Origin of the sequence: Leeuwenhoekiella sp. W20_SRS_FM14 (assembly GCF_052119605.1) — a bacterium.
Classification (GTDB): domain Bacteria; phylum Bacteroidota; class Bacteroidia; order Flavobacteriales; family Flavobacteriaceae; genus Leeuwenhoekiella.
Window position 1 is genome coordinate 821,859 of record NZ_JBGQOK010000001.1, and the last position, 25,840, is coordinate 847,698.

At 35.8% G+C, this 25,840-nt stretch carries 24 protein-coding genes; 15 read left to right on the plus strand and 9 right to left on the minus strand.

Annotated features, from left to right (window positions below; translation table 11 throughout):
* Positions 1 to 24 precede the first annotated feature (24 nt).
* The 4 genes from ACEN25_RS03465 to ACEN25_RS03480 all read left to right on the plus strand — a co-directional run bounded on the left by ACEN25_RS03465 (position 25) and on the right by ACEN25_RS03480 (position 4,779).
* The gene (locus tag ACEN25_RS03465; protein WP_051621281.1) at positions 25 to 318 is read left to right on the plus strand and encodes an FtsB family cell division protein; all 294 of its coding nucleotides are present in this window, start codon (positions 25 to 27) and stop codon (positions 316 to 318) included.
* A complete protein-coding gene (locus tag ACEN25_RS03470; RefSeq protein WP_441801669.1) occupies positions 311 to 1,672 on the plus strand; it encodes a methylmalonyl-CoA mutase subunit beta in 1,362 nt (453 codons plus the stop codon). Before ACEN25_RS03465 ends, ACEN25_RS03470 begins: the two co-directional genes overlap by 8 nt.
* The gene (gene scpA, locus ACEN25_RS03475; RefSeq protein ID WP_441801670.1) at positions 1,665 to 3,797 is read left to right on the plus strand and encodes a methylmalonyl-CoA mutase; all 2,133 of its coding nucleotides are present in this window, start codon (positions 1,665 to 1,667) and stop codon (positions 3,795 to 3,797) included. The genes ACEN25_RS03470 and scpA overlap by 8 nt, the downstream gene beginning before the upstream one ends.
* 100 nt (positions 3,798 to 3,897) lie before the next feature.
* A complete protein-coding gene (locus ACEN25_RS03480) occupies positions 3,898 to 4,779 on the plus strand; it encodes an SDR family oxidoreductase (RefSeq protein ID WP_441801671.1) in 882 nt (293 codons plus the stop codon).
* Positions 4,780 to 4,835: 56 nt separating this feature from the next.
* On the opposite strand, the gene ACEN25_RS03485 is transcribed toward ACEN25_RS03480, so the two are convergent.
* The 3 genes from ACEN25_RS03485 to ACEN25_RS03495 form a co-directional block, all read right to left on the minus strand.
* Positions 4,836 to 5,990, minus strand: a complete 1,155-nt coding sequence (locus ACEN25_RS03485; RefSeq protein WP_441801672.1) for a hypothetical protein — start codon at positions 5,988 to 5,990, stop codon at positions 4,836 to 4,838.
* Between the two features lies 1 nt (position 5,991).
* Positions 5,992 to 6,804 (minus strand): hypothetical protein, encoded by an 813-nt coding sequence (locus ACEN25_RS03490; protein ID WP_441801673.1) that lies wholly within the window; start codon positions 6,802 to 6,804, stop codon positions 5,992 to 5,994.
* Positions 6,805 to 6,886: 82 nt separating this feature from the next.
* Positions 6,887 to 7,066 carry a hypothetical protein gene (locus tag ACEN25_RS03495; protein ID WP_441801674.1) on the minus strand — a complete coding sequence of 60 codons (180 nt, stop codon included), beginning with the start codon at positions 7,064 to 7,066 and terminating at the stop codon, positions 6,887 to 6,889.
* 274 nt (positions 7,067 to 7,340) lie between these two features.
* Here ACEN25_RS03495 and ACEN25_RS03500 point away from each other — a divergent pair, with 274 nt between their 5' ends.
* The 8 genes from ACEN25_RS03500 to ACEN25_RS03535 all read left to right on the plus strand — a co-directional run bounded on the left by ACEN25_RS03500 (position 7,341) and on the right by ACEN25_RS03535 (position 14,071).
* On the plus strand, positions 7,341 to 8,108 hold the full coding sequence (locus tag ACEN25_RS03500) for a ParA family protein (RefSeq protein ID WP_441801675.1): 768 nt from the start codon (positions 7,341 to 7,343) through the stop codon (positions 8,106 to 8,108).
* Between the two features lie 2 nt (positions 8,109 to 8,110).
* Entirely contained in the window at positions 8,111 to 9,010 is a 900-nt protein-coding gene (locus tag ACEN25_RS03505) for a ParB/RepB/Spo0J family partition protein (RefSeq protein ID WP_028375127.1), read from the plus strand.
* Positions 9,000 to 9,593 carry a DUF5683 domain-containing protein gene (locus ACEN25_RS03510; protein ID WP_441801676.1) on the plus strand — a complete coding sequence of 198 codons (594 nt, stop codon included), beginning with the start codon at positions 9,000 to 9,002 and terminating at the stop codon, positions 9,591 to 9,593. Before ACEN25_RS03505 ends, ACEN25_RS03510 begins: the two co-directional genes overlap by 11 nt.
* Positions 9,594 to 9,596: 3 nt before the next feature.
* Positions 9,597 to 10,298, plus strand: coding sequence for a 4-hydroxy-tetrahydrodipicolinate reductase (gene dapB / locus ACEN25_RS03515; RefSeq protein ID WP_441801677.1), 702 nt, complete (start codon positions 9,597 to 9,599; stop codon positions 10,296 to 10,298).
* Positions 10,299 to 10,329: 31 nt separating this feature from the next.
* Entirely contained in the window at positions 10,330 to 11,901 is a 1,572-nt protein-coding gene (gene lepB, locus ACEN25_RS03520) for a signal peptidase I (protein ID WP_441801678.1), read from the plus strand.
* Positions 11,902 to 12,032: 131 nt separating this feature from the next.
* On the plus strand, positions 12,033 to 12,485 hold the full coding sequence (locus ACEN25_RS03525; RefSeq protein WP_441801679.1) for an FKBP-type peptidyl-prolyl cis-trans isomerase: 453 nt from the start codon (positions 12,033 to 12,035) through the stop codon (positions 12,483 to 12,485).
* Between the two features lie 158 nt (positions 12,486 to 12,643).
* Positions 12,644 to 13,483: an OmpA/MotB family protein gene (locus ACEN25_RS03530; protein ID WP_441801680.1), complete on the plus strand. Its 840-nt coding sequence runs from the start codon at positions 12,644 to 12,646 to the stop codon at positions 13,481 to 13,483.
* 147 nt (positions 13,484 to 13,630) lie between these two features.
* Entirely contained in the window at positions 13,631 to 14,071 is a 441-nt protein-coding gene (locus ACEN25_RS03535) for a hypothetical protein (protein WP_441801681.1), read from the plus strand.
* Between the two features lie 125 nt (positions 14,072 to 14,196).
* On the opposite strand, the gene ACEN25_RS03540 is transcribed toward ACEN25_RS03535, so the two are convergent.
* Positions 14,197 to 14,940 carry an SDR family oxidoreductase gene (locus tag ACEN25_RS03540; RefSeq protein WP_441801682.1) on the minus strand — a complete coding sequence of 248 codons (744 nt, stop codon included), beginning with the start codon at positions 14,938 to 14,940 and terminating at the stop codon, positions 14,197 to 14,199.
* A 111-nt stretch (positions 14,941 to 15,051) separates the two neighbouring features.
* Positions 15,052 to 15,639 (minus strand): Crp/Fnr family transcriptional regulator, encoded by a 588-nt coding sequence (locus tag ACEN25_RS03545; RefSeq protein ID WP_441801683.1) that lies wholly within the window; start codon positions 15,637 to 15,639, stop codon positions 15,052 to 15,054.
* Between the two features lie 124 nt (positions 15,640 to 15,763).
* Between ACEN25_RS03545 and ACEN25_RS03550 the strand changes: the two genes are divergently transcribed.
* From ACEN25_RS03550 to ACEN25_RS03560, 3 genes are all read left to right on the plus strand, one after another.
* On the plus strand, positions 15,764 to 17,602 hold the full coding sequence (locus ACEN25_RS03550) for an SLC13 family permease (RefSeq protein WP_441801709.1): 1,839 nt from the start codon (positions 15,764 to 15,766) through the stop codon (positions 17,600 to 17,602).
* A 432-nt stretch (positions 17,603 to 18,034) separates the two neighbouring features.
* Positions 18,035 to 20,449 (plus strand): transglycosylase domain-containing protein, encoded by a 2,415-nt coding sequence (locus ACEN25_RS03555; protein ID WP_441801684.1) that lies wholly within the window; start codon positions 18,035 to 18,037, stop codon positions 20,447 to 20,449.
* Positions 20,450 to 20,587: 138 nt separating this feature from the next.
* On the plus strand, positions 20,588 to 21,454 hold the full coding sequence (locus ACEN25_RS03560) for a sigma-70 family RNA polymerase sigma factor (RefSeq protein ID WP_028375116.1): 867 nt from the start codon (positions 20,588 to 20,590) through the stop codon (positions 21,452 to 21,454).
* A gap of 76 nt (positions 21,455 to 21,530) precedes the next feature.
* On the opposite strand, the gene ACEN25_RS03565 is transcribed toward ACEN25_RS03560, so the two are convergent.
* The 4 genes from ACEN25_RS03565 to ACEN25_RS03580 all read right to left on the minus strand — a co-directional run bounded on the left by ACEN25_RS03565 (position 21,531) and on the right by ACEN25_RS03580 (position 25,839).
* On the minus strand, positions 21,531 to 22,118 hold the full coding sequence (locus ACEN25_RS03565; RefSeq protein ID WP_441801685.1) for a type 1 periplasmic binding fold superfamily protein: 588 nt from the start codon (positions 22,116 to 22,118) through the stop codon (positions 21,531 to 21,533).
* Positions 22,119 to 22,137: 19 nt separating this feature from the next.
* Positions 22,138 to 24,546 (minus strand): TonB-dependent receptor, encoded by a 2,409-nt coding sequence (locus tag ACEN25_RS03570; RefSeq protein WP_441801686.1) that lies wholly within the window; start codon positions 24,544 to 24,546, stop codon positions 22,138 to 22,140.
* A gap of 228 nt (positions 24,547 to 24,774) precedes the next feature.
* Complete coding sequence (locus tag ACEN25_RS03575; protein WP_441801687.1) at positions 24,775 to 25,092, minus strand: hypothetical protein; 318 nt, start codon at positions 25,090 to 25,092, stop codon at positions 24,775 to 24,777.
* Between the two features lie 45 nt (positions 25,093 to 25,137).
* The gene (locus tag ACEN25_RS03580) at positions 25,138 to 25,839 is read right to left on the minus strand and encodes a DUF2490 domain-containing protein (RefSeq protein WP_441801688.1); all 702 of its coding nucleotides are present in this window, start codon (positions 25,837 to 25,839) and stop codon (positions 25,138 to 25,140) included.
* Between the last annotated feature and the right edge of the window lies 1 nt (position 25,840).

A 25,840-nucleotide genomic window follows, 5' to 3' on the forward strand; every position in this document is an offset into this window, starting at 1 on the left:
CGTCAACAAAAGTGGTTCCGTATTTTGGGAAACAAATACGTGCTTATCTTATTGATTTTTACAATCTGGATGGTGTTTTTTGACACCAATTCATGGTTTATTCATAAAGAATTAAATGATGAGATAGATAAGCTTGAGGGCAACCGTGCCTATTTTAAACAAGAAATAAAAAATGATCGCGAGCAAATTAACAAACTCAAAGACAGCGAAGAACTTGAGCGATTTGCGCGGGAAGAATATTATATGAAAAAAGATAAGGAAGAGATTTTTATCATTGAATATGAAGACAGCCTAAAAACAGAAGAGAACGATGGATAACGCTTTATTTGCAGAATTTAATCCGGTTACGGCTAAAGCCTTTAAACAGAAAATACAATATGATCTGGCAGGTGCAGATTATAATGAAACGCTGTTGTGGTCAAGTCCTGAAGGGATACATATTAAACCCTTTTACCACCGTGAAGATTTGAATTCCTTATCGATTCCCGGTCATCCTACAAGCTGGTCTATTGCAGAAGAAATTTACATTAAGAAGCCAGAAACTGCAGCTCTTAAGGTACTAGAACTGCTTTCAAAAGGAGTTGAAGCGTTTCAGTTTAAGGCAGATGATAAGTTCAACATTGATCAATTACTAGAAAATCTTCCGCGGCAAAATCTGAACCTCTATTTTATTTTTTCTTTTTTAGATGTTGCTTTTTTTACAGCACTTTCAGAAAAAACCCAGGATAAAGGATTTACGTGTTTTCTAAATATTGATATTATAGGAAATCTCGCTGCTAATGGCAATTGGTTTTCAGATTTAAAACAAGATCGCTACCAGCTTAAAGAACTTTTTTTAAACGCAAAAAACGATAACGTTGTAGGTATAGATTCTTCTGTATACCATAACGCCGGGGCTACTATCGTTCAGGAATTGGCTTATATTCTTGCTCAAACAAATGAGTACTTTAATCATTATGGAGATTTATTACAAAGTCAACGCTTCACATTTAGGGTTGCAATAGGTTCTAATTATTTCTTTGAAATTGCAAAAATAAGAGCGCTACGCTTGCTTTATGCAACACTGGCAAACGAGTATGATTTACCCGAAACCTGTCACATTATTGCTAAACCGGCATTACGCAATAAGGTTTTGTATGATTATAATACCAATATGTTACGCACAACCACCGAATGTATGAGTGCCGTTCTAGGCGGTGCAGACAGCATTTGCAATCTCGCTTACGATGCGATTTACCATAAAACTAATGATTTTGGGCAGCGTATTGCACGCAATCAATTGTTGCTCCTAAAGCACGAGAGTTATTTTGACCTGGTCTCAAATCCTGCAGACGGAACTTATTATATAGAAAATCTAACGCAGCAATTTGCCGAACAAGCTTTAAGTCTATTTAAAGATATTGAAGCCGGTGGTGGTTTTGTTACCCAGTTAATAGAAGGAAAAATTCAGAAAAAGATAAAAACTTCTGCAGCTAAAGAGCAAGAAGCTTTTGATAAAAGCGAAAAACGTTTAGTAGGTACAAATACCTACCAAAACCCTGATGATCGCATGAAGCACGATCTTGATCTTTATCCTTTTCTAAAAATGAACCCGCGTAAAACATTAATTGAACCGGTTATTACAAAACGTCTTGCAGAAGAAGTTGAGCAAAAACGATTAAAGGATGAGTAGAAAAAACCTTCAACATCTTAAACTAAAAACAGACCATAAAAATATATCTGTTACTGCAGAATCAAATGTTACTGCAGAAGAAATACACATTAAAAAGCACTATACTTCTAACGACATCAGTGATTTAAAGCATCTTGATTTTGCTGCAGGAATACCTCCTTTTTTACGGGGCCCTTACAGCACCATGTATGTACGCAAACCGTGGACAATTAGACAATATGCAGGATTCTCTACTGCCGAAGAAAGCAATGCCTTTTACAGACGTAATTTAAAAGCCGGTCAAAAAGGACTTTCGGTAGCTTTTGACCTTGCTACACATCGTGGTTATGATAGTGATCACGAGCGTGTAGAAGGTGATGTAGGTAAGGCCGGTGTAGCTATTGATACGGTTGAAGATATGAAGATTCTCTTCGATCAGATTCCGTTAGATAAAATGAGCGTATCGATGACGATGAACGGTGCGGTGCTACCTATAATGGCGTTTTACATTGTTGCCGCAGAAGAGCAGGGCGTTAAACCAGAACAACTGCAAGGCACCATACAAAATGATATTTTAAAGGAGTTTATGGTTAGAAATACCTACATCTACCCACCTACTCCTTCGATGCGTATCATTTCAGATATTTTTGAATATGCTTCGGCAAAAATGCCCAAATTTAATACGATTTCTATTTCGGGTTACCACATGCAGGAAGCCGGTGCTACCGCAGATATTGAACTGGCCTATACGCTTGCAGACGGTCTCGAATATTTAAAAACTGGCTTAGCTGCGGGAATGACTATAGACAGTTTTGCACCTCGCTTATCCTTCTTTTGGGGTATTGGGATGAATCACTTTATGGAAATTGCAAAAATGCGTGCTGCCCGAATGCTTTGGGCAAAAATCGTGAAGCAATTCAATCCTAAAAATGAAAAATCTCTTTCGCTACGTACCCACTGCCAAACCAGTGGATGGAGTTTAACAGAACAGGACCCATTTAATAATGTTGCGCGCACGACTATTGAAGCTGCTGCCGCTGTTTTTGGCGGTACTCAAAGCTTACATACAAATGCACTAGATGAGGCGATCGCATTACCTACAGATTTTTCTGCACGTATTGCACGTAATACACAAATCTATCTACAAAAAGAAACCGAAATCACCCGCACCGTAGACCCTTGGGCCGGAAGTTATTATGTAGAATCGCTAACACATGAAATAGCAGAAAAAGCCTGGAAACTTATTGAAGAGGTTGAAGCACTGGGCGGAATGACTAAAGCAATAGAAAAAGGAATACCAAAATTACGGATTGAAGAAGCTGCAGCACGCAAACAGGCTCGAATTGATAGTGGTCGTGACGTGATTGTGGGGGTCAACAAATACAAACTAGAGACTGAAGATGATATTGTCACCCTTGAGGTAGATAACGACGCCGTGCGTAAATCACAACTAGACCGCCTGGCTCAGGTAAAAGAAAATCGAGATACACAATTAGTTACTCAGGCTTTAGCAGCTTTAACTGAATCTGCAGAAAAAGGAAGCGGTAATTTATTAAATTTAGCAGTAGAGGCTGCTCGTAACAGAGCGACTTTAGGTGAAATTTCGACAGCCTTAGAATTAGTTTTTGGGAGGTATAAAGCAGAAATAAAATCATTTACAGGCGTGTATAGTAAAGAAGTTAAAAAGGACCCTGCTTTTGCAAAAGCCCGTGAACTCGCAGATCGTTTTGCCGAATTAGAGGGAAGACGCCCGCGTATTATGATTGCAAAAATGGGTCAGGATGGTCACGATCGTGGTGCTAAAGTGGTTGCAACCGGTTATGCAGATGTAGGTTTTGACGTAGATATAGGTCCCTTATTCCAAACACCAAAAGAAGCAGCAAAACAAGCTGTAGAAAATGATGTACATATTTTAGGCATAAGTTCGCTCGCGGCAGGTCATAAAACATTAGTGCCGCAAGTAATTCAGGAATTAAAGCGATTAGATCGTGAAGATATTATGGTCATTGTAGGTGGTGTTATTCCGCGGAAAGATTATCAATTCTTATTTGATGCCGGTGCTGTTGCTATTTTTGGTCCCGGCTCAAAAATAAGTGAAGCCGCCATTTCTATCTTAGAAGTTTTGATGCAAAGTTTTGAAGACTAAGTTATAGATATAGGGTTTCTGTGCGAGAACTAAAATTAATTGAACGTAACTTTTCAATCTAAGCCTTTTTAAATAGGCATAAAGAATTAAATACTTTAAAATGAGCTATACCGATAAAATGTTGCGCGACGATGCGCTAAAAGGAAAAACAATTGTAGTCACCGGAGGCGGTAGCGGTTTGGGTAAATCGATGACTAAATACTTTTTGGAATTAGGCGCCAATGTAGCTATTAGTTCGCGTGACCTTGATAAATTAAAAACTACAGCTTCAGCACTAGAACAAGAAACCGGCGGAAACTGCTTTGCAGTGCAATGTGATGTACGTGATTATGAGCAGGTAGAAGCAATGCGCGATGCTGTTGTTGAGAAATTTGGTAGTGTAGATGTTTTACTCAATAATGCTGCAGGAAATTTTATATCCCCTACAGAGCGGCTTTCGGCAAATGCTTTTGATGTTGTAATTGATATTGTTTTAAAAGGAAGTAAAAACTGCACGCTTGCCTTCGGAAAACATTGGATTGATGCTGGCGAAAAAAACAAAACTATTTTAAACATAGTAACAACCTACGCTTGGACGGGTTCTGCATACGTTGTACCCAGTGCAACAGCAAAAGCGGGAGTTCTGGCAATGACGCGATCTCTGGCTGTAGAATGGGCTAAATACGGCATACGTTCTAATGCCATTGCACCGGGACCATTTCCTACTAAAGGTGCCTGGGAACGTTTATTGCCCGGTGATCTAGCCGAAAAATTTGATCTTTCTAAAAAAGTACCCTTGCGCCGCGTAGGTGATCATCAGGAATTGGCAAATCTGGCAGCTTACTTAGTTTCAGACTTTTCTGCTTATGTAAATGGTGAAGTAGTAACTATTGATGGTGGTGAGTGGCTTGAAGGCGCAGGACAATTCAATTTATTACAAGACATTCCTGAAGAACTTTGGGACCAACTTGAAGCTGCTGTAAGAGCTAAGCGCAAGTCTTAATTACTTTTAATAGAAACTAAAAAATCCCTTTAAGACTGCTTAAAGGGATTTTTTAATTAATTAAGTTTCGGTTTAAAAATAGCTGTATATCCTCGTTTTAAATAATTGAACAGAATAACATAAAATAGAATCACGATGATAAATTCCGCTTCAAAATCTGGGATTTGTAATTGTAGTATTTGTTTGAGCATATCCCATAGGTGTAAGGGAAAATGAATAATCTCTTCCCAATTATAAAACAATTGATATCCTACAAAATAGATTACTATAAGGGTATTAAAACTTCCGTAAAGAATAAGACCTGTATTTTTTAAACGTTCTTGTTTTACAAATAAGGTTTGTGGCTTTGTAAATAAATCTTTAATTGCCTGAGAAGATTTGCTGAGTAAATTAGGTGTGTCTGTAAGATCTGATAGTAACCAATACCCATCAGAACGAATAAAAGGAACCAATTGAATTAGGCTATAAATACCCACCATAAAAGCGATTTCTGCAAATATTCCCTGATCTGGAAACAGAGAAAATAGCACTAAGCTTATGAGTAAACACCACAATTGCATATATACCCCGGCAAGATTACCTATTACACGCTCGCCTTTAGTAGCATGCCACATCGAAGAGATACTAGAGTATAATACCGGGAAAATAACGTAAAACCCGCCTCCTATTTCACCGTTACGTCCCGTAAATCTTGAGCAGGCAGCGATGTGCCCTAACTCGTGAAAAATTATGGTCACAAAATATAGTACAGCTACTGCCAGAGCAGAAACTTCTGTTTCTTCAAAACTCCTAAAAAACACGGTATATAATGCCAGTACGAATAATGAGGTAAATGCTATCCAAAAAAATACAGGTTGAAATAAAGGTTTTAAAGGTGTCGCCAGCTTCTTTGCTGTCGCTTCTTTAAAAATGGTAAATTCAAGTTTTATAAAACTCTTTTCTTTTTTATTTTCTTCCTGTCCCACATCACCTAAGAGACCTGTTGAAGCGAGCTGGGAATTAATAAAAGCATCAAAATTTTCTTTAGTGAGCTCTATATCAAATTCTGATATAAACCTGTTGTGCGCATCTTCAAAAGACTGGGAGCGCGATAAAAGATCTATTAATTGTTTAGACTGTTGATTTATATTAAAATGTCCTTCAGGAGTTTCCAGAACCCAGGTATTAGCATTATAACTCGAGAGTTCATATGGTTTTACAATAACAGCCATTTTATTTTGTAAGCTCGTTTATAATATTTCTGTTGTGCTCAAGCATTTGAAGCATAGTATCAATCCAAATTACAAGTTCGTTTAAATTAAGTTTCCGTGCAGTATCCTGAGCTATTTTAAATTGACGTGTCGCATAAGTATTGCATTTTTCAGCTAGACCAGAAACGTAGAAAACTCGTTCTTTAAAACGATCTAAACCAGGCATTTCTTCAATTTTATGTTCTAATATAAATTCATTAACAGCACTTATACAGTAAGTATGTTGATTTTTAAGAACATCTTCATTAAAATCTTCAATATCGTCTAGCATTTGCATACCATAAAATAATTGATTGAACAGTTCTATCACTTTTTTAGAATCTACATCACTTTTAAAAAGAATAAAAAGACCTTCAACCGGTATAAAAGCAGGTGCATGCTTGCTAAAACTATAAGCTTCAAAAGATTCTATAGTATGGTTAATTTGCAGGGCAGAATTTTTCTTTTCGAGCACCAGGCCTTCATAATAGCTATTCATATAACTATTAAAGTGCTTCCAGAAATTATTCTCAGTTTCAAAGAGCTGTCCCAGACCTAAAATAGCAGTTGTGCTATAGTCTTGTGCACGTTTCAGTGTTTCTGTCGCTGTGTCAAAATCTTCAACCCAATTAATTTCTTGATCTATAATACGATCTAATGTAAAGACATAATAGATGTATTTATTCACATATTTTTGAAAAGAACTAAATTTTTCCTCATTATCAATGCTAAAAAGCGGACTTAAATAAGGTACTAATTGCTCAAAGAATAGAGCAGATACAGAAGGTTTTGACATACTTTAAAAATAAAAAAAAGCTCAAACCATAAAATTTGAGCTTTTTTATTATTAAAAACTTAGAAAATTCTAAGTTAAAAAATTAAACTGGAGTACCTCCTGTGTTAGGACAAGATTTTGGTGCACAAGGGTCACATGGGTTACAGCTGTGTGTGTTATGACCACAACCTTTGTAATGACTGTGGAAATAAAATGTAAACTCTTTACGCTCCTCTAATTTTTCAAAAGAGAAAGCTTCTAATTGATTGGTAAAATTCTTCATAACTAATAAAATTAAGTTTGTTTAATTATCTTTCGAACTTACAGTTTCATTAGCTACCATAAAATAATTTTCGGTCAAAGTATGGTATTCATAGATTAAAATTATCTCTCTCCATTAATACTTATTACGCTTTACAATATATTTTATCAATTGCCTATTTATTGTGTATGATTGGGATAGAGCAATTGTCGAGAATGATTAAAAGCTGTTAACAAAAAGCATTTTAATTGCGGGTTATAAATCGTACTTTCGCACTTCAATTTTTAAGATTTCTATGGGTAAAATAATAGCTGTTGCTAATCAAAAAGGAGGTGTAGGAAAAACAACTACATCGGTAAACCTTGCCGCATCCCTGGGTGTTTTAGATAAGAAAGTACTTCTAATTGATGCAGATCCTCAGGCAAATGCTACTTCGGGATTAGGGCTTGATGTAGAAAGTATAGAACTAGGTACTTATCAATTATTAGAGCATTCGAGCCCTGCTGAAGATGCTATAATGAAGACAGAATCTCCCAATCTCGACATCATACCAGCTCATATAGATTTGGTCGCTATAGAAATAGAACTGGTAGATATGGAAGAACGCGAGTATATGATGCGCAAAGCCATACGTCATCTTAAAGACAGTTATGATTATGTTATAATAGACTGTGCTCCTTCTCTAGGGTTATTAACTTTAAATGCACTTACCGCAGCAGATTCTGTCATAATACCTATACAGTGTGAATATTTTGCGCTAGAAGGTTTAGGAAAACTATTAAACACGATAAAAAGTGTTCAAAAAATACATAATTCGGCTTTAGATATTGAAGGTCTTTTATTGACGATGTTTGATTCTCGACTGCGACTATCTAATCAAGTTGTTGAGGAGGTTCAGAAGCATTTTGACGAGATGGTTTTTGACACCATTATACAACGTAATGTGCGATTAAGTGAAGCTCCTAGTTATGGCGAAAGCATTATTAATTATGATGCAGGCAGTAAAGGTGCGGCAAATTACTTAAGTTTAGCCCAGGAGATAATCACAAAAAATGACGTATAACAATGGCTAAAGCAGTAAAAAAACAAGCATTAGGTCGCGGTCTTTCTGCATTGCTTAAAGATCCTGATAATGATATAAAGACTGCCGGAGATAAAGGAGCAGATAAAGTTGTAGGGAATATTGTAGAATTAGAACTGGAGCAAATTGAGGTTAACCCCTTTCAGCCCAGAAGTAGTTTTAATGAAGATGCATTAAAAGAGTTAGCCTCTTCTATACGTGAGCTAGGCGTAATACAACCCATAACTGTACGTAAAATAAGTTTTGGTCAATATCAACTGGTTTCTGGTGAACGTCGATTTAGAGCTTCAAAATTAGTAGGCTTAGAGACCATTCCTGCATATATACGTATTGCAAATGATCAGGAATCTTTAGAGATGGCTCTTGTTGAAAATATTCAGCGAGAAGATCTTGACCCTATCGAAATTGCACTATCCTATCAGCGTTTAATTGAAGAGATTAACCTTACGCAAGAGCAAATGAGCGATCGCGTAGGCAAAAACAGATCTACCATTGCCAATTATCTGCGTCTATTAAAATTAGATCCTATTATTCAAACAGGAATGCGCGATGGGTTTCTCTCTATGGGCCACGGAAGAGCATTAATAAATATTGAAAGTACCTCAGATCAACTTGATATTTACGAGAAGATTATAGAAAATGCACTGTCTGTACGTGCTACTGAAAGTTTAGTAAAAAACTATAAGGAGGGTAAAGGAAAAGCAACACCTGTAAAAACTAGCGTTCCAGAATTTATTAAAGAAGGAAAAGAGCAGTTTGCATCCTATTTTGGCGCTAAAGTAGATGTAAAAGTTGCACAAAAGGGCAATGGAAAACTTATTATTCCGTTTTCATCACAAGAAGACTTTGAGCGATTAAAAAAACTAATTTCCGGTGCACAATAAATCTGTATTAATTTTACTTTTATTCCTCTATAGCTTTGGCTTTGCTCAAACTGTAGAAGAACAAGATGAACCCGAAATTACTGCCCAGGAAATAGATCCTGTATTTGAAGAATATGACCCCTTAAGACCAGCTAAAGCAGCTTTTTACTCAGGTATTTTACCGGGTTTGGGTCAGGCGTACAACGGTGATTACTGGAAAATACCACTAGTTTATGGCGCTGTAGGTACCGGTGTAGGTATTGCAATTTACAATCACGATCTTTTTCAGCAATACAGAACGGCTTACAAAGATCGAATCGCAGGACGCATTGATGAGTTTACGGTTATTGATGAAAATGGTAATGCCACACAAATTTTTACCGAAGATCAACTTATAAGTGCTCAGGATTTCTACAGAAGAAATAAAGAGCTTTCTATACTAATTACTGCGGGTATTTATGTTCTGCAGATTATTGAAGCAAACGTAGATGCGCATCTTTCTCAATATGAGGTTGAAGACCGTCTCAGTTTTACCCCATTTTTACAGCGCAGTGATTTTGACTTTTCAAATACCGTAGGTATGCGCATAACTTATACATTTTAAATTATGAAAATTGCCCTTCTTGGTTACGGCCGCATGGGAAAAACCATAGAAAAACTAGCCATTGAACGCGGTCATACGATTGTTGCTAAAATAGACCAGAATGACAGCTATGATTTTAATGCTGCAGATGTTGCTATAGATTTTAGTGTTCCTGACGCTGCTGTAGCAAACATAAGTTCTGCAATTAAATCTGGTGTTCCCGTTGTTTCAGGTACTACCGGCTGGTTAGATAATTATTCTGAAATGGTTGCACTTTGCGAAAAAGAAAACGGAGCTTTTATCTATGCTTCTAATTTTAGTGTAGGGGTGAACATCTTTTTTGAGCTGAATAAAAAATTAGCCAAAATGATGAAAACACTTAAAGATTACCAGGTAAGTATGACTGAAGTGCATCATATACATAAATTAGACGCACCCAGCGGTACCGCTATCACACTTGCCGAGGGTATTATCGAGGAAACAGATAATACTGACTGGATTCTAGATGCCGAAGAAGAACATAAAATAACCATTAAAGCCTTACGTGAAGGAGAAGTACCTGGCACGCACACGATTACCTACAAAAGCCAGGTAGATGAACTTGTGATAGAACACAAAGCACATAACCGTCATGGTTTTGCTTTAGGAGCAATCATAGCAGCAGAATGGTTAAAAGATAAAAAAGGTGTACATACCATGAAAGATGTTTTAAATCTTTCTGAATAAACGTATCTAAAAATTTTAAAACGAGAAACCTATGACTATGATGCAGTGGTTTATATTTTTTCTGGCTGTTCAGGTAATTCATTTTTTGGGCACCTGGAAACTTTACAAAAAGGCAGGACGCCAACCCTGGGAAGCAATCGTTCCGGTTTATAACGCGGTAATTTTGATGAAAATAATTGGTCGCCCCTGGTGGTGGACGATTTTACTTTTTATACCCATTGTAAACCTGATAATGTTTCCGGTTATTTGGGTAGAAACCGCACGTAGTTTTGGCAAAAATACGACTACAGATACCGCTCTGGTTATCGTAACCTTAGGGTTTTACCTGTATTATCTGAATTATGTTGCGCCGGTAACTTACAAGACTGAGCGATCGCTAGTACCTAAAAGTGCTTCTGGTGAGTGGACGAGTTCTATACTTTTTGCTGTTGTTGCTGCAACCATAGTTCATACGTATGTAATGCAACCATTTACGATACCTACAGGATCGCTAGAACGCACTCTTCTCATAGGTGACTTTTTGTTTGTTAGCAAATTTCATTATGGTGCCAGAACTCCTATGACTACTGTGAGTTTTCCTATGGTACACGATACGATTCCCGGTCTTGGTATAAAATCCTATTTAGATAAACCACAACTCCCCTATTTTAGATTGCCCGGTTTTCAGAAAATAGAGCGTAGTGATATTGTTGTTTTTAGTTGGCCTGTAGATACAGTAAACCGTTTTTATGGCTTAGATGATGGTAAATACTATCAAAAACCGATAGATAAAAAATCTAACTACGTTAAACGTGCGGTGGGTATTCCCGGCGATAGCCTAAAAGTTGTAGATGGAAAGGTTTACGTAAACAATAAACCTCTCGAATTACCAGATCGTGCCCAACTGCAATACAGTTATCAAGGTCTATCAAAAGGCAGTGGTTTTAACGCTAAAAATCTGTATGATAGTTATAAGATAACAAACCTTCAGTTTTTTAATAGTACACAATTTGCTACACAATCTATAACCGATGAAAATGCAGAACGCTTTAGAAATCATCCCAATGTAGCTTCTTTAGAAAAGATCATCGCTCCGGCAGATCAAAAAGATCCTTCTATTTTTCCTAAAGGAACTGCAAGTTTAGGCAACCGCGACCAAATTTCTACGCTATATATTCCGAAGAAAGGAACATCGACTCCTATTACCACAGAGAACATTCCACTCTACAAACGCTTAATCGAAGTGTATGAAGGCACTGAAATGGGTCACCCTCAGACCATAACCATTTCAGGAAATCAGGTACTATTAGACAATCAACCTTTAACGGAGTATACGTTTAAACAAGATTATTACTGGATGATGGGAGATAATCGTCACAATAGTGAAGACAGCAGGTTCTGGGGTTTTGTACCTGAAAACCACGTTGTAGGAAAGCCGGTATTCATTTGGTTTAGTTGGGATAGTAATGGTAACGGTATAATGGAAAAAATACGTTTTGACCGCCTATTTACTACTGTAGGAGGTAATGGTAAACCGGTATCTTATTTCCTATATTTTGTTATCGCTCTAGTGGCGTACATCGTAATTTCAAAAATTGTAAAGAATAGAAGATTAAAATCATAATCTTCATCTATTTAGGGTATTAAAGCATCAATCTCTCGGGATCTGATGCTTTTTGTTTTTAATACGGTAAAAATTAAGATTTTAACATTATTTCTTCGGTATTGCTTGTTGTGTTTTTTAGCTTGTCACCTATGGAAACAACGGATAGAAATACACAACGTAAAGTAAAAAATAACGATACTGTAGCTGTACATTATACGGGTAAACTGGCTAACGGTCAGATATTTGACAGCTCTGTAGATAAAGAACCTTTAGAATTTCAAATGGGTCAGGGTCAGATAATTCCAGGTTTTGAAAAGGGATTAATTGATATGACTGTAAATGAGAAGAAAAGTGTAACAATACCCGAAGCTGAGGCTTACGGTGAAGTACGCAAAGACTTATTTCAGGAAGTACCTAAGACAGATTTACCACCAGAAATTGATCCTCAGGTAGGTATGGGATTAGTTGCAAAGAACCCTGATGGTACTGAGCGCCAATTGCGTGTAGCAGAAGTACGCAATGAGAGCATTGTAATAGATGCAAATCACCCACTTGCAGGTCAGGATTTGACTTTTGACTTAGAATTAGTAGAGATTAAGTAATTATTTTATAAAATTTCAAAAAGCCCGTAAGCCTTGTGTTTACGGGCTTTTATCATTTTAGAAGAAATCTCATTAATTGTTTTTAACACAATTATAAGATTCCAAAAAAAATAAATTGAACTATCGGTGGTTATGTCTGTCTAACTAAATTAATAACTATGAGAATATTTAATACCGTCGCTCTTGTGGGAGCTACACTGCTAACCGTATCGTGTGTATCAAAAAAGAAATACACAGAATTACAAGGACAATACGATAATACCGTATCTACATTAACTAAAACTCAGGTCGAAAAAGAAGAACTTGAGGCTAAGTATAGCGCAATAGAAAATCGTGTGGCAGATTACAACGCCAAGATTAATTCACTTAGAGATGAGAATTACAATAAGCTTGATCTTGTAGAGAATATCGCGGCTATATCAGAAAGCACAAAAAACAAAATGCGTGCAACACTTAAGAATGCTAATCAACAAGAATTATCAGGAGCTAAAACTCTTGAAGATTCTATGAACCTTGCAATCTCTTATAATCTAAAGAAAAACCTGGATATGACGGTATCATCAGACGATGACATTCAGGTAGATATTGATGAGACTGTGGTTATGATTAATGTATCTGACAAATTATTGTTTAACAGCGGAAGCTACCGCGTAAGTAATAAAGCAGATAATTTACTAAAACGTCTAGCCGATGTAATTAATTCAGAACCAGCTATTGAAGTTATGGTTGAAGGTCACACAGATGATCAAACTGTAAAACCGGGTGCATATATTAAAGATAACTGGGAATTAAGTGTAGAACGTTCTACTGCAATCATCAGAGAATTACAGGATAATTATGGTGTAGATCCTAAAAAATTAATCGCCGCAGGTCGCAGTAGTTACCTTCCCCTTGTGGATAACGCTTCAAAAGAAGACCGCGCAAAAAACAGACGTACGCGTATTGTAATACTTCCCAATCTTGATAAATTTTTATCACTTGTAGGTAGTAACGACTAAGATTTTATAATATACAAGTCAAAACCCACCCTAGCGGTGGGTTTTTTGTTTAAGTAAAACGAATAACCAAACTTAAAAAGTAGCAAACGAATTCTAATTATGTATATTTAAGTATATCCAAAGTTCAAATAAACCACTCCCCTAATTATGAAAATCAAGGATACCCATTTAATGAAGTATGTAATCGAGGAACATAGTTTCAGTTTTGGAAAGCTATATTTTTTAGAGAACATTATTATTTCAGAAATTAATGAAGGTGTTCTTTTCAACTGGGATATGGTAGCTACGATGATTACTTGTAAAGAACACTTTTATGGTAAATCAAATGAAAATCTATACTTTATTTCAAATAGAGTCAATAATTATGCACTTATGCCACAAGACTGGATACGATTTCAACAAACTTATCAATGTTTTAAAGCATATATAATCGTTACCTATAGAGAAACAGCAACTACAAATGTTGAAATTGAACAATTCTTTTATAAAAATTCTATTAAATGTTATGAGAGTTTAACCGAGGCATTTACGTATTTAAATCTCCAGGAAAATTTAAATTTTGCTATTGAAAACCGACAAATGGGTTAAGATTTATATTTATCAATACCTTTAATAAAGTAATTAATTAGAAATTCTAGAAAATTTCAAATCAAAAAAAAACAGAGCCTTGCTAATGCAAGGCTCTGTTTTATATATACTTATATTGGTTTTTATTACAACTCCTGATTAGTAGGGCGTATTAAAATTTCATTTACACTACTGTGACCTGGTTGTGTCAAGGCATAGTAAATAGAATCTGCAATATCCTGTGATTGTAACATTGTTAAATCTTCATATTGAGACATCATATCTTTAACATCATCATCAGTAATTGTATTGGTTAATTCGGTAGCCACAAAGCCTGGTTCAATTGAAGTTACTTTAGTATTGTACTTAGGTCCCATTTCTAAACGTATTCCTTCACTTAAGGCACGTACGGCATATTTAGTTGCACAATACACTGCTCCCGCTGGCATAATTTTTCTACCTGCTACAGAAGAAATATTAATGATATGTCCAGATTTACTTTCTTTCATATCGGGTACAACACTGGCAACACCATTAAGAACTCCCTTAATGTTTACATCAACCATTTTATCCCATTCATCTACTTTTAAATTTTCAATAAAGGATAATGGCATAAGACCGGCGTTATTTACAAGAATATCAACCTTACCATAAATTTTATGGGTTTCTTCAATAACTCTTTTCCAATCGTCTTTGCTGGTTACATCTGCCGTAATAACGTGTGCTTTCCCACCCTCTTTTTCAATAGTCTCTTTTAAATCCTTTAAGCGATCTGTACGTCTTGCAGACAGTACTACGTTTGCGCCTGCTTTTGCTAATGTTTTTGCTGTAGCCTCACCTATTCCACTTGAAGCACCTGTAACTATAACTGTTTTATTTTGTAAACTCATAATTTGTATATTTTGAGTTACAAAGGTATTGCGGTAACTAACGAATCTAATTGAGGTATGTTAGTGCTTAATGTTAAGTTGCGCAAAATACTGTTAAGCCTTGTTAAATAGCTATTGCAAACTATTTAATGTAATCTCTTTGCGAATACGACTAAGCGATTCTGGCTTTATACCCAGATAGCTTGCTATCTCATAATTAGGAACGCGCTGCTCAATATTAGGATACGATTTACAAAAATCAATATACAAATCACTACTTTCCTTTTCTAATGCATTCTGAATGCGACCAGTTAAACTTATAAAGGCTCGGGTCGTTTTTATTCTAAAAAAACGTTCAAACTTAGGAATGCGTATATACAGTTCTTCTAAGGCCGCTTTTTTTAAACCTAATACAACAGAATCTTCAATACACTCTACAGTTAATTTTGCCGTAGTCTCATTAAAAAAAGCCTTAAAGTCACTAATCCACCAGTCTTCAATAGCAAATTGAACTATAGATCTATCACCGCTCTCAGAAGTATGATAGGCTTTTAAACAACCTTTAACGACATAAAATTCAGTATCTACCCGATTTCCCGGAATTATAAGTGTTTCCTTCTTTCGCAGTTTATGAATACTGAGTATGCTCTTAAACTCTTCAAATTCGAGAGCTGTAAGTGGGACTATTTTTTCGATATGTTCTCTGATAGCAGTATACATTTGAAGAAAAATTTACTAAAATGTTAGTTGAATAATTAGCTAACGATATATTTATTATTAAGTAATATTTATGAACTACGTAAGAAGTTTCAATATAAATTTAAACTTTTTAAGAGCTCAATTTATGGATATAGCAATATTAGAAGTTTTTATCATACTTGGTTTAACCATCTTCTTTTTTGTCACAGAATTATTTCCAGTAGATAAGATTGCTATTTTTATTATTGTCTCACTAGTCTTACTAGGACTGGTGACGCCAGAAGAGGCCATAAGCGGTTTTTCTAACTCGGCAACTATTACCGTACTCTCCTTAATGATTATAGCCATTGCGCTAGAAGATAATGGAGTAATTGCCTGGTTTGCTCAGGGTCTGCAACGTCTCAGTATCTTACCGTTACTGATATTGATACCTACATTTATGTTTATTACCGCAGGTATTTCTGCATTTATAAGTACAACTGCAGTTGTAATTGTTTTCATTAAAATTATTTTTCAACTTTCTGAACGTTTTGGTATTCCTGCCGGAAAGTTACTCTTACCGGTTTCTTTTGCCGGTATTTTAGGCGGAAGCTGTACACTTATGGGAACCTCTACAAACCTAATCGTAAATTCAATTGCTCAGAATCGGGGCGTTGATAAACTAGGTTTCTTCGAATTTGCCTGGATGGGTGGTATCTTTCTGGTTGCAGGTATTATCATAGTGACTATAGCTTCACGTTTCTTACCTAAAAAAGATCCTTCTGAAAGTTTAGAGTTGGCTTATGAAATTGACGAACTCATAACTACTATAACCATAAAGCCCTCTTCACCATTAGTAGGCAAAACCATAAATGATACTTTTTTAAAAGAAGCCAGTGATGTAACCTTACTAAAATTAGTACGTAATGGTGTAACAACAAACGCCCCGGGAAAATACATTACTCTACAATCTGGAGACGAACTTGTTGTTATGGCAGATATTGATAATCTAGAGCGAATAATGACTGATGGAGCGCATAAAGAAGAGAAACCTGCAGAAACATCAGATCAACTTGTAGATATACCTAAAGATATCAAGTTAGAATCTGAAAAAGCTAAAAAAGAACCCATTGCCATTCAGCTTTTAGAGATTCTAATTTTGCCAGGGTCGGTGTTTTTAGGCAGTACACTTAGTGATCTTAAAAGATTTAATCTACAGGGTATTTTGCCCATTGCGATTAAAAAAAGAAAAAATCTTAGAAATACTAAAGAACGTCTCATACGTAAAAATCTTGATCAAATACGCATAAAACCGGGAGATCGTATACTTTTAGAAACTGATAAATCGAGTGTTAATGAACTCAATAATCTTGAAGGAGTTGTAATTCTAAAAACACACGAACCTTTTCAGCCAAAAAATAAAACTAAAAAATATATTGCAACTGCAGTCTTACTCGCTGTTATAGGATTAGCCGCTAGTGGCGTATTAAGTATTTTAGCCAGTTCACTTACGGGTATGGCACTATTACTTGCTACAAACTGCTTAGAAATGAATAAAATTTACACAAAAGTAGATTGGCAGATATTCTTCTTACTTGCAGGTATGATTCCGTTAGGAGTTGCCATGACAAATAGCGGTGCAGATATATGGTTATCAGACCAATTACTTATTTTATTTGAAGGAAAAGATAAACTTTTTATTTTAGGAGCTATTTTTTTAATAACCATGATAATGAGTGGTAGTGTTTCTAATAACGCCACGGCTGTTATTATGGCGCCTATTGCAATTTCTGTTGCAGCCGGCTTAGAGTTACCTGCAAAACCATTTTTACTTGCAGTAATGTTTGCTGCAAATTTCAGCTTTTTTACTCCTGTAGGTTATCAAACCAATACCCTTATTTATAATTTAGGCATTTACAGATTCAAGCATTTTCTCTTTATAGGAGGTATTTTATCTATAGTTCTTTGCGTGTTGGGAACTCTTTTACTTTCCACACTCTTTTAACTTAATAATTATTAAAATTTATGCTGAAAATTGCGCCTAAATATCACATTTACGTTTTACCATTAAGGTCTCACTTGCATTAAATTGAAGCTACACAATCAAAGAGCTTGTAAATTAAATTTCGAATTATTATTACTGCTTTTATATTGACGTCTGTTTTTCAGCATCTTATAAATGCAACAGTCTAGATTTTACTCTTATAGATGAGAAAATTTTAGTAGCTTAAATAATTTAAAATTGTTGTTAAACAAATGTAAAGCTATTAGCCTGTAAGAAAATAATACATGTACCTTTGCGGTCTGTATGAAGACCCCGCTACTAAATAGGTTAAATAACAATTTTAAAGAACTTGTTTTAAAATTGTATGAAAAGAAATCGGTAAAAAAGGCATTAGTTTTTTCCCGGTTCTTATCTATAAAGTTTAATTCGTTAATGAAGATTAAATGGGTGCGTTACCCTGCAATCGCTATTAGTGGTTTATTCCTTATATTCTCACTATTTTTCTTTAGTATTTATCTAGGTGCCTGGGGCTCTCTTCCTTCAAGGTATGAGTTAACTCACTTAGAGCAATCATTAGCTACTCAGCTAGTTGATCGTAATGGCGAAGAAATAGGAAAGTATTACATCTTTGATAGAAGACCTATTGCTTTTAATGAAATTCCTAAACATCTTAAAGACGCTCTTGTCGCTACAGAAGATGTGCGTTTTTACAAGCACGACGGTATAGATAAGCGGAGCTTATTTAGAGTTTTTTTTAAAACCCTATTGATGCAGGATGATTCTGCAGGTGGCGGTAGTACCTTAACACAACAGCTGGTTAAGAATATTTATGATCGCCGCGAAGGTGGTGCTTTGAGCCTTGTAGTTTCTAAGTTTAAAGAATTTATATTAGCGCAGCGTCTCGAAGACGTTTATAGTAAGAATGAAATTCTAAATCTATATCTCAATACTGTACCCTTTCCTGATAATACCTTCGGAATAGAAAGCGCCAGTCAGAAATTTTTTAATAAAAGTACCGAAGAATTGACTTTAAGCGAATCTGCAATTCTCGTGGGTACGCTAAAGGCAAATAACAGCTACAATCCAAGACTGTATCCAGAAAATGCAAAACGTAGAAGAGATGTAGTTTTAAAACAAATGTTACGTTATGACTACCTAAAACCTCAGGATACTATGGGAATGGAACGTGACACCATTCGACTTAATTATCAAAAACATTCAGATTTAGGAATAGCCCCCTACTTTAGAGAACTTATACGTAAAGAAGCTCGTGAAATTCTTAAGAATTATAAGAAAGAAGATGGTTCTCCATATGATTTGTATCAGGATGGTCTTACAATACATACTACCTTAGATAAAAATTTACAGGTATATGCAGAAGAAGCTATGAAAGAGCATATGGCCGAGCTGCAGGCACAATACGAGAAAGCTTATGGTAATTATGCTCCCTGGAAAAAAGATGCCATTCTAGAGCCTAATTTAAAGAAATTAGACATTTATAAGCGTCTTGAAAAAGCCGGACTTACTGAAGAGCAAATTAATGATTCTCTAAGTGTTAAGTCAGAACGCACTGTTTTTGACTGGGATCCTAAGAAAACTACTCAAAATATATCTACAAGAGACAGTATTGCTCATTATTTATCACTTTTAAATTGTGGTTTTCTGGCATTAGAACCAGAAACCGGTGGTGTATTAGCTTACATAGGTGGTATAGATTTTAATAATTTTAAATACGATCACGTAAGTCAAAGTGAACGTATGGTGGGGTCTACTTTTAAACCCTTTGTTTATGCAACTGCATTAGAAAAAGATATCGCTCCCTGCACATATTATAGTGCAGATCAGGAAGTGTATTATTTTAATAATAAAAGTTGGTCTCCTGCAAACTCAGGAGGATCTGATAGTACGAGTGTGTCCTATTCTTTAAAAGGAGCTTTGAGTAACTCTGTAAATACGGTTGCTGTAAAAGTTTTATTAGATGTTGGTATAGACAATGTAATTGCACAGGCAAAAAGAATGGGTATTACCTCAAAACTACCTCGCGTACCTTCGTTAGCTTTAGGTACTGCGCAGATAAAAATACGAGATCTAGCTTCGGCGTATACATCCTTTTTAAATAAAGGAAAACCCATGAAAACTTATTATATCACTAAAATTACAGATAAAGCCGGTAAGACTATTGCTGATTTTAAACCCGTTACTCCAGAAAAGTCGGTTATGCGCAACTTTACCAGAGAAGCTATGGTACAAATGATGCGCGGTACTGTAAGTGAAGGGACTGCATCCCGACTAAGGTATAAGTATAAGTTAAAAAATGACATTGCAGGTAAGACAGGAACAACTCAAGATAATAAGGACGGGTGGTTTGTAGGACTTACACCCTATATGGTTGCAGTAACCTGGGTAGGTAACGATGATTATAGAATAGGTTTTAGCAGCACGGGAATAGGTGCAGGAGCAAATTCCGCATTACCCATTTATGCGAAGTTTATGCAGCGTATGAACGCAGACACCACCTATACTAAACTTACAAAGCAACGTTTTGCGGCTCCTTCAGGTTCGGTTTCTGAAGCTTTAAGTTGCCCGCCTATTGTTAGAGACAGTACTTCTCAGGTTCAATCTTTTCTTGCAAACATTTTTGGCGGCGGAAAGGAAGAAGTAAATACTAAGAAACAGGTTTACCTAGATGATAATGGTACCATAATTAGAACTGAAAATGAATCTGTAAACCCAGATGAAGATCTAGAATTTACAGATGATAATAATAAACCGGAATCAGGAAAGGATGACACTAAAAAAGGATTCTTTTCGTTTTTAAAAAGAAAAAACAAGAATGAGGATAATTAGGATGATTCTCATTGTAAGTGATAAGAAGAAAATCAAACAATTATGCCAATTGCATCATAAAATTGCATTATAATTTTGATTTGACAATAATCCATGTTATACTACATCCTATTTACATTTAAAAACTAAATTTTTAATATGAGACAACTCAAAATCACCAAGCAGGTAACCAATCGGGAATCAAAATCTTTAAATACCTATTTACAAGATGTAAGTAAGCTCGATATGATTACGGCTGATGAGGAGGTCGAGTTGGCACAACGCATTCGGGAAGGCGATCAGATAGCTTTAGAACGATTGACGAAGGCTAATTTGCGTTTTGTGGTATCTGTTGCTAAACAATACCAAAACCAGGGTTTAAAATTACCAGATTTAATTAACGAAGGTAATGTAGGACTTGTAAAGGCAGCTAAACGATTTGACGAAACCCGTGGATTTAAATTTATCTCCTACGCGGTTTGGTGGATTCGCCAGTCTATTTTACAGGCCATTTCAGAACATTCAAGAACTGTGCGTTTACCTCTTAACAAGATTGGTACGATAAGCAAGATTAACAAAGCGTTTTCTTACTTAGAGCAAAGTTTAGAGCGCCCACCATCTGCAGATGAGATTGCTAAAGAACTTGATATGACTGTAGCTAAAGTAAAATTAGCTATGAAGAACTCAGGTCGTAATCTTTCAATGGATGCACCTTTTAAAGAAGGTGAGAACGACTCAAACCTATATGATGTATTGAAATCTGGCGAATCACCTAATCCTGATGCAGACTTAATGCAGGAATCATTAGGAACAGAAATCGAACGTGCTTTAGAAACACTTTCTCCTCGTGAGTCTGATGTTATTAAATTAAATTATGGTTTAGGTGGCGAGCAACCACATACGCTTCAGGAAATTGGAGAAATGTTTGATTTAAGCCGTGAACGCGTACGTCAAATCCGTGAAAAAGGAATTCGCAGATTACGCCATACTTCAAGAAGTAAAGTGCTAAAAACCTATTTAGGTTAAGCGACAACTTATTATTTAAATAAAAAACGGGCTTCGATTATATCGAAGCCCGTTTTTTGTTAACCTTACTTTGTAACTATTCAATACTTAAATTGAAGGTTTGCTCAACATCTGTTTCTCCGGCTGCATTTGTTATATCACCATTCACCACACCAGCTGCATCTTTTGCAGGTTCGTGAATTAAAGTAATAGTTAATCCTCCCGAAGAAGCTGCATTTGCTTGTAAAGAAAATTGAAGTCCTACAGGGTTAGTACTATTGTTAGATAAATAATCATTTTCAGAATCAGTATAGGTAACGGTAGCATCAAGACCACCAGTTATACGGTAAAAAAACTGATGCTCATCTGCTTCCTCTTCTATTTCTTCATTAATTACTTTTACTGGAGATACGGTTTCATTTTTAAGCGTAACAACACCATTATAAAGCATTCCTACCTGCAATGGTCCTGATACAGATAATACTGGAGCATTAGGCCCATCACCATCAAGGTCAATTGATTTTAGTGTAACAGCATCACCTGTAGTAGGAGTTAAAACAACTTCTACAGTAGTAATAACTTCTTCCTCGTTAATAATTTCGGGAGTTGAATCATCATCAGAGGAGCAAGAGTTTAAGTTGATTAAAGCGACTAAAGCTAAGATTGAATATTTAATAGTTTTCATAAAATGTTTGTTTTAAAATTTAATAGTTAAGTTTTAATTGTATTCTAAAATTTCTACCAAGATCATCAGCAAAATAACGCTGACGATTCAGGTAATCTCGGTACGCAGTATTTAAAACATTATCCACGTATAAACCTAAGGTCAATTGGGATTGTTTAAACACATTTAAATCTACTGAAGATGCAAAATGAAATAAACTATAACCGGCGGGAGGTTTACTTACTGCAACCGTTTCAGTTGTTTGTTGGCCTCCATCATTTATATAGGTCACCTCAAAATCATTATCAGGAAAGCGCGTTTGTTTAAACACACCTTGATTTCTTATAGATAGATTTAAATTATTCCATTCAGGTTTTGTAAAAGAAAGCGTTGTATTCAAATTCGGAGCAGGCATATCTATTAATGCACGATTTCGCTTTAAATCCTGACCATTTACGTATGCAAATGCCGAGGTTAAATTAAAATTTGTATTTAAAGCATAGCCAGCTTGAATGTCAATACCATAAAGACGCGCGTCTACCTGAGCATATTGATAAACAGGAAAAGCACCACGATTTGTAAACTGAAGTCCGTTTGGCTCCAAAATTATAAAATCATTGATACGGTTGTAAAACGGATTTATTCCGAAGGAAAACCCACCTGTTTGACCATTAAGCTCTAAACTCGCCTTATACGACTGCTCTTTCTCTAATCTTAGATCTCCCAATTCGATAATTGCCGCAGAATGATGTAACCCATCACTGAATAGTTCTGCAGGATTAGGAGCTCTAGAAGCTGTGCTTAGATTAAGTTTAAGATCCCAATTTGTAGCTAGATTATACCGTGCTCCCAGGGTTCCTGAAAAGTTATGATAATCAAAAACTGGGTTAACAAGTAACTGGTTTTCGAGGCGATTAACTACAAGATTTCCAAAATCTGCTTCATAGCCGCGCTCTTCCCAGCGACTATTTTGATAGAATTTCTGGGCATCTACATTACTGTAATCATAACGCACACCGCCATCAATGCGCAACTGGTCTGTTACATCAAAATCTGCAGTAATATATGCCCCAAAGGTATACATCTCATAATCTGGAATTAACCTACGTATTCCGGTATTAGGATTGGGAAAATTCTCCTGATACGAACCCTCCGCCCCTAGATTAGCTTTAAAGCCGGTTGTAGCATCATATAGAAAATTTGTCGCAAGCGTATGTGTAGTTAGCTGCAAATCTAAAGATGGCTTATCGCTATCATCTCCTCGTCGAATATCAAATTCCTTTCTGTTATTCTGTTGAAAAGAATAATCTAAACTCAATTTCCCTGCATTTTCAAATCGCTTAAAGAAACTAAATTTAGCCAGGTGATGCTGCACATCTTGCTTAGGAGCATTTATACCATAGGTGAAATCTGAAACTAAATTAGGTACACCACTATTTATAGCCCGAATCAGATCACTTACATTTCCTATATGACTGGCTCGTAAAATTCCAACTTCAGAATTATAAAAGCTATAGTAAGCATCAAAACCGTAGGTAAACTTATTAAGCCCAAAACCAATCGAAAAGTCATGTTCCTGCAAACCGGTATTAGACAAAACATAATCAGGACTTTCTAAATCCCCGGCAAATTTTGTAGTCCCCTGACCCAAAATATAAAAGCCAGATTTAAAAGCTTTTAATAAGCTTGTAGTAACCCCTAAGCTCCGACCATTAGTAGCCCCACTAAGAATAGTTTTTCCAAAAAGCGTGTCTTTAACAGGAGCTTTAGGAACATCAGTAACAATTACACCACCTACAGCATCACCACCATACCGCAGTGCACCTGCACCTTTAACCACCGTAATCGATGATGCAGTATTTAAATCAAGATTAGGTGCGTGTTCTACGCCCCACTCCTGATCTTCCATACGGGTACCGTTATTTATAATAAGCACACGACTACTGTGTAAACCTTGTATTACAGGCTTTACCACAGTACTACCCGTATTGAGTGAGGATACACCTGGAATTTCGCGCAGCGCATCTCCTAAACTGGCATTACTGTAATTCTCGAGTGTTTCAGTATGTAAAACAGCTTCTGTTGCAGACGCAGACCCTTTATTTATATTCTCGCCTCTTACCGTAACTGCATTGAGCTCTTCGGTATGATGCTCTAGTTTAAAGTCGCGTTTTACATCACCCGAAAGCCGAACTGTAAATTCTGCAACTTCACACTCAGGATGTGTAATGGTAATCGTGTAGGATCCTGCACAAAGACCATTTAATTTATAATTACCATCAAAATCAGAAACCGAATAAATATCATAACCATTTACACTAAGCGTAGCGTTTACTAATACATTACCATCGTGAAAATCACGTACGGCTCCGCTAATGCTATAGTTGCATTTTTGAGCTTGCAGATTTAATGTACAAATCAGCAATAACCCAAGACAGAATAATTTCATATTTTGGAATTGAATAACCTTATTAAAGGATTGTTGTCAGTTTAAGTTAGCTACCATAAACCAGAGTTTACGAAGCTTTTACTTGATTTTAATTCCTGGTTTAAATAGGCTGAATAATTCAGTATATTCTTAAAATCAAATAAATAGTAGGCAATTAGATTGTAAACATTAAAGTCTAATCTAATACCTCAAATGAAGTCAGAAACTTCTAAAAATCCCGAGAAGGGATTAAACTGATAAAATGGGTGGTGCTTTGTTGAGTGATCTTCCGAACGGAAATCGGGTAACTTTAATAAATTCAGTATAAAAAACGGAATCTTTATATATTAAAATAGGCTCCAGAACATTAAACTCAAATACAGCCGGTAAATCTAAATCTAAGCTTTTTTTAGAATGCTGCGTGAGTAAACAAAGTTCACAGTGGCTACCTTTAGCTGAATCATTTGTATGAGAATACTTATGAAGATCAAGAATCTTAAATGAAAAGAACGCCAAAACCAGCATTAATCTGATGCCCGATTTTAATATGTTACTTTTCTTAATCACGTTTCAAATTTACTTATAAATGAACAGGACTAGTTGTTAAAAAAATTAAAAATTATGGAATAAACTCATAATTAACTGACCCTTAGTAGCTGTATTAATAACTTCACGCATATAAGCGAGCTCTAAACGTAAAGGCTTATTTATTTCATACCCTAAACCGCTAAACAACCAGGTTCGGTCATATAGATTTACAGTGCCAGAACCCGTCTGCTTTTGACCATTTATAAAAACCTCTCCAGCAGCCCACAAATAGAGCGCATTAGGCACAAGCTCCTTATTATTTAAGGGTGCTCTTACATTCAAAGCGTAACGATAGCGCGTTCTAAAATCTTGATTTTGAATAAAGCGCTCTTCAAACCGAATGCGGTGATTAAAGGAAATACGGCTTCCTATTTTTTGGCTCCATATTAGGTCTTGATAATATCTATTTTCTATTGTTTGAGAATTATCTTCACCCGGGGTTCCAGAATTAAAATATGAGTAACCGGCAACAAGTTTTAAAGGTGTTTCTTTGATCTTATAAGTAAGTCCCGCTCTTAATATTAATTGCTGAAAGTCACTAGTCACCTTATAATTTCGATGCTGTACATCACCCATCACTCCAAAACCACTTTCACCAAGGCCAGTACTAAAAAAATAACTATACCAGGCTCCAAGTTCACTATTACCAACCTGGGCATATAATGTAGCACTGTTTGAAAATGAATAAAACAGAATTGCTAATAAGGCGATTTTAAATTTGCTCATA

What these genes read in the sequence shown, in the direction of transcription:
- ACEN25_RS03560 (WP_028375116.1), top strand. Translation starts at nt 20,588, where the DNA reads ATGAGACAACTCAAAATCACCAAGCAGGTAACCAATCGGGAATCAAAA.
- ACEN25_RS03530 (WP_441801680.1), top strand. Translation starts at nt 12,644, where the DNA reads ATGAGAATATTTAATACCGTCGCTCTTGTGGGAGCTACACTGCTAACC.
- ACEN25_RS03545 (WP_441801683.1), bottom strand. Translation starts at nt 15,639, where the DNA reads ATGTATACTGCTATCAGAGAACATATCGAAAAAATAGTCCCACTTACA.
- scpA (WP_441801670.1), top strand. Translation starts at nt 1,665, where the DNA reads ATGAGTAGAAAAAACCTTCAACATCTTAAACTAAAAACAGACCATAAA.
- ACEN25_RS03550 (WP_441801709.1), top strand. Translation starts at nt 15,764, where the DNA reads ATGGATATAGCAATATTAGAAGTTTTTATCATACTTGGTTTAACCATC.
- lepB (WP_441801678.1), top strand. Translation starts at nt 10,330, where the DNA reads ATGACTATGATGCAGTGGTTTATATTTTTTCTGGCTGTTCAGGTAATT.
- ACEN25_RS03485 (WP_441801672.1), bottom strand. Translation starts at nt 5,990, where the DNA reads ATGGCTGTTATTGTAAAACCATATGAACTCTCGAGTTATAATGCTAAT.
- ACEN25_RS03540 (WP_441801682.1), bottom strand. Translation starts at nt 14,940, where the DNA reads ATGAGTTTACAAAATAAAACAGTTATAGTTACAGGTGCTTCAAGTGGA.
- ACEN25_RS03505 (WP_028375127.1), top strand. Translation starts at nt 8,111, where the DNA reads ATGGCTAAAGCAGTAAAAAAACAAGCATTAGGTCGCGGTCTTTCTGCA.
- dapB (WP_441801677.1), top strand. Translation starts at nt 9,597, where the DNA reads ATGAAAATTGCCCTTCTTGGTTACGGCCGCATGGGAAAAACCATAGAA.
- ACEN25_RS03535 (WP_441801681.1), top strand. Translation starts at nt 13,631, where the DNA reads ATGAAAATCAAGGATACCCATTTAATGAAGTATGTAATCGAGGAACAT.
- ACEN25_RS03500 (WP_441801675.1), top strand. Translation starts at nt 7,341, where the DNA reads ATGGGTAAAATAATAGCTGTTGCTAATCAAAAAGGAGGTGTAGGAAAA.
- ACEN25_RS03490 (WP_441801673.1), bottom strand. Translation starts at nt 6,804, where the DNA reads ATGTCAAAACCTTCTGTATCTGCTCTATTCTTTGAGCAATTAGTACCT.
- ACEN25_RS03570 (WP_441801686.1), bottom strand. Translation starts at nt 24,546, where the DNA reads ATGAAATTATTCTGTCTTGGGTTATTGCTGATTTGTACATTAAATCTG.
- ACEN25_RS03565 (WP_441801685.1), bottom strand. Translation starts at nt 22,118, where the DNA reads ATGAAAACTATTAAATATTCAATCTTAGCTTTAGTCGCTTTAATCAAC.
- ACEN25_RS03480 (WP_441801671.1), top strand. Translation starts at nt 3,898, where the DNA reads ATGAGCTATACCGATAAAATGTTGCGCGACGATGCGCTAAAAGGAAAA.
- ACEN25_RS03555 (WP_441801684.1), top strand. Translation starts at nt 18,035, where the DNA reads ATGAAGATTAAATGGGTGCGTTACCCTGCAATCGCTATTAGTGGTTTA.
- ACEN25_RS03495 (WP_441801674.1), bottom strand. Translation starts at nt 7,066, where the DNA reads ATGAAGAATTTTACCAATCAATTAGAAGCTTTCTCTTTTGAAAAATTA.
- ACEN25_RS03525 (WP_441801679.1), top strand. Translation starts at nt 12,033, where the DNA reads ATGGAAACAACGGATAGAAATACACAACGTAAAGTAAAAAATAACGAT.
- ACEN25_RS03470 (WP_441801669.1), top strand. Translation starts at nt 311, where the DNA reads ATGGATAACGCTTTATTTGCAGAATTTAATCCGGTTACGGCTAAAGCC.
- ACEN25_RS03580 (WP_441801688.1), bottom strand. Translation starts at nt 25,839, where the DNA reads ATGAGCAAATTTAAAATCGCCTTATTAGCAATTCTGTTTTATTCATTT.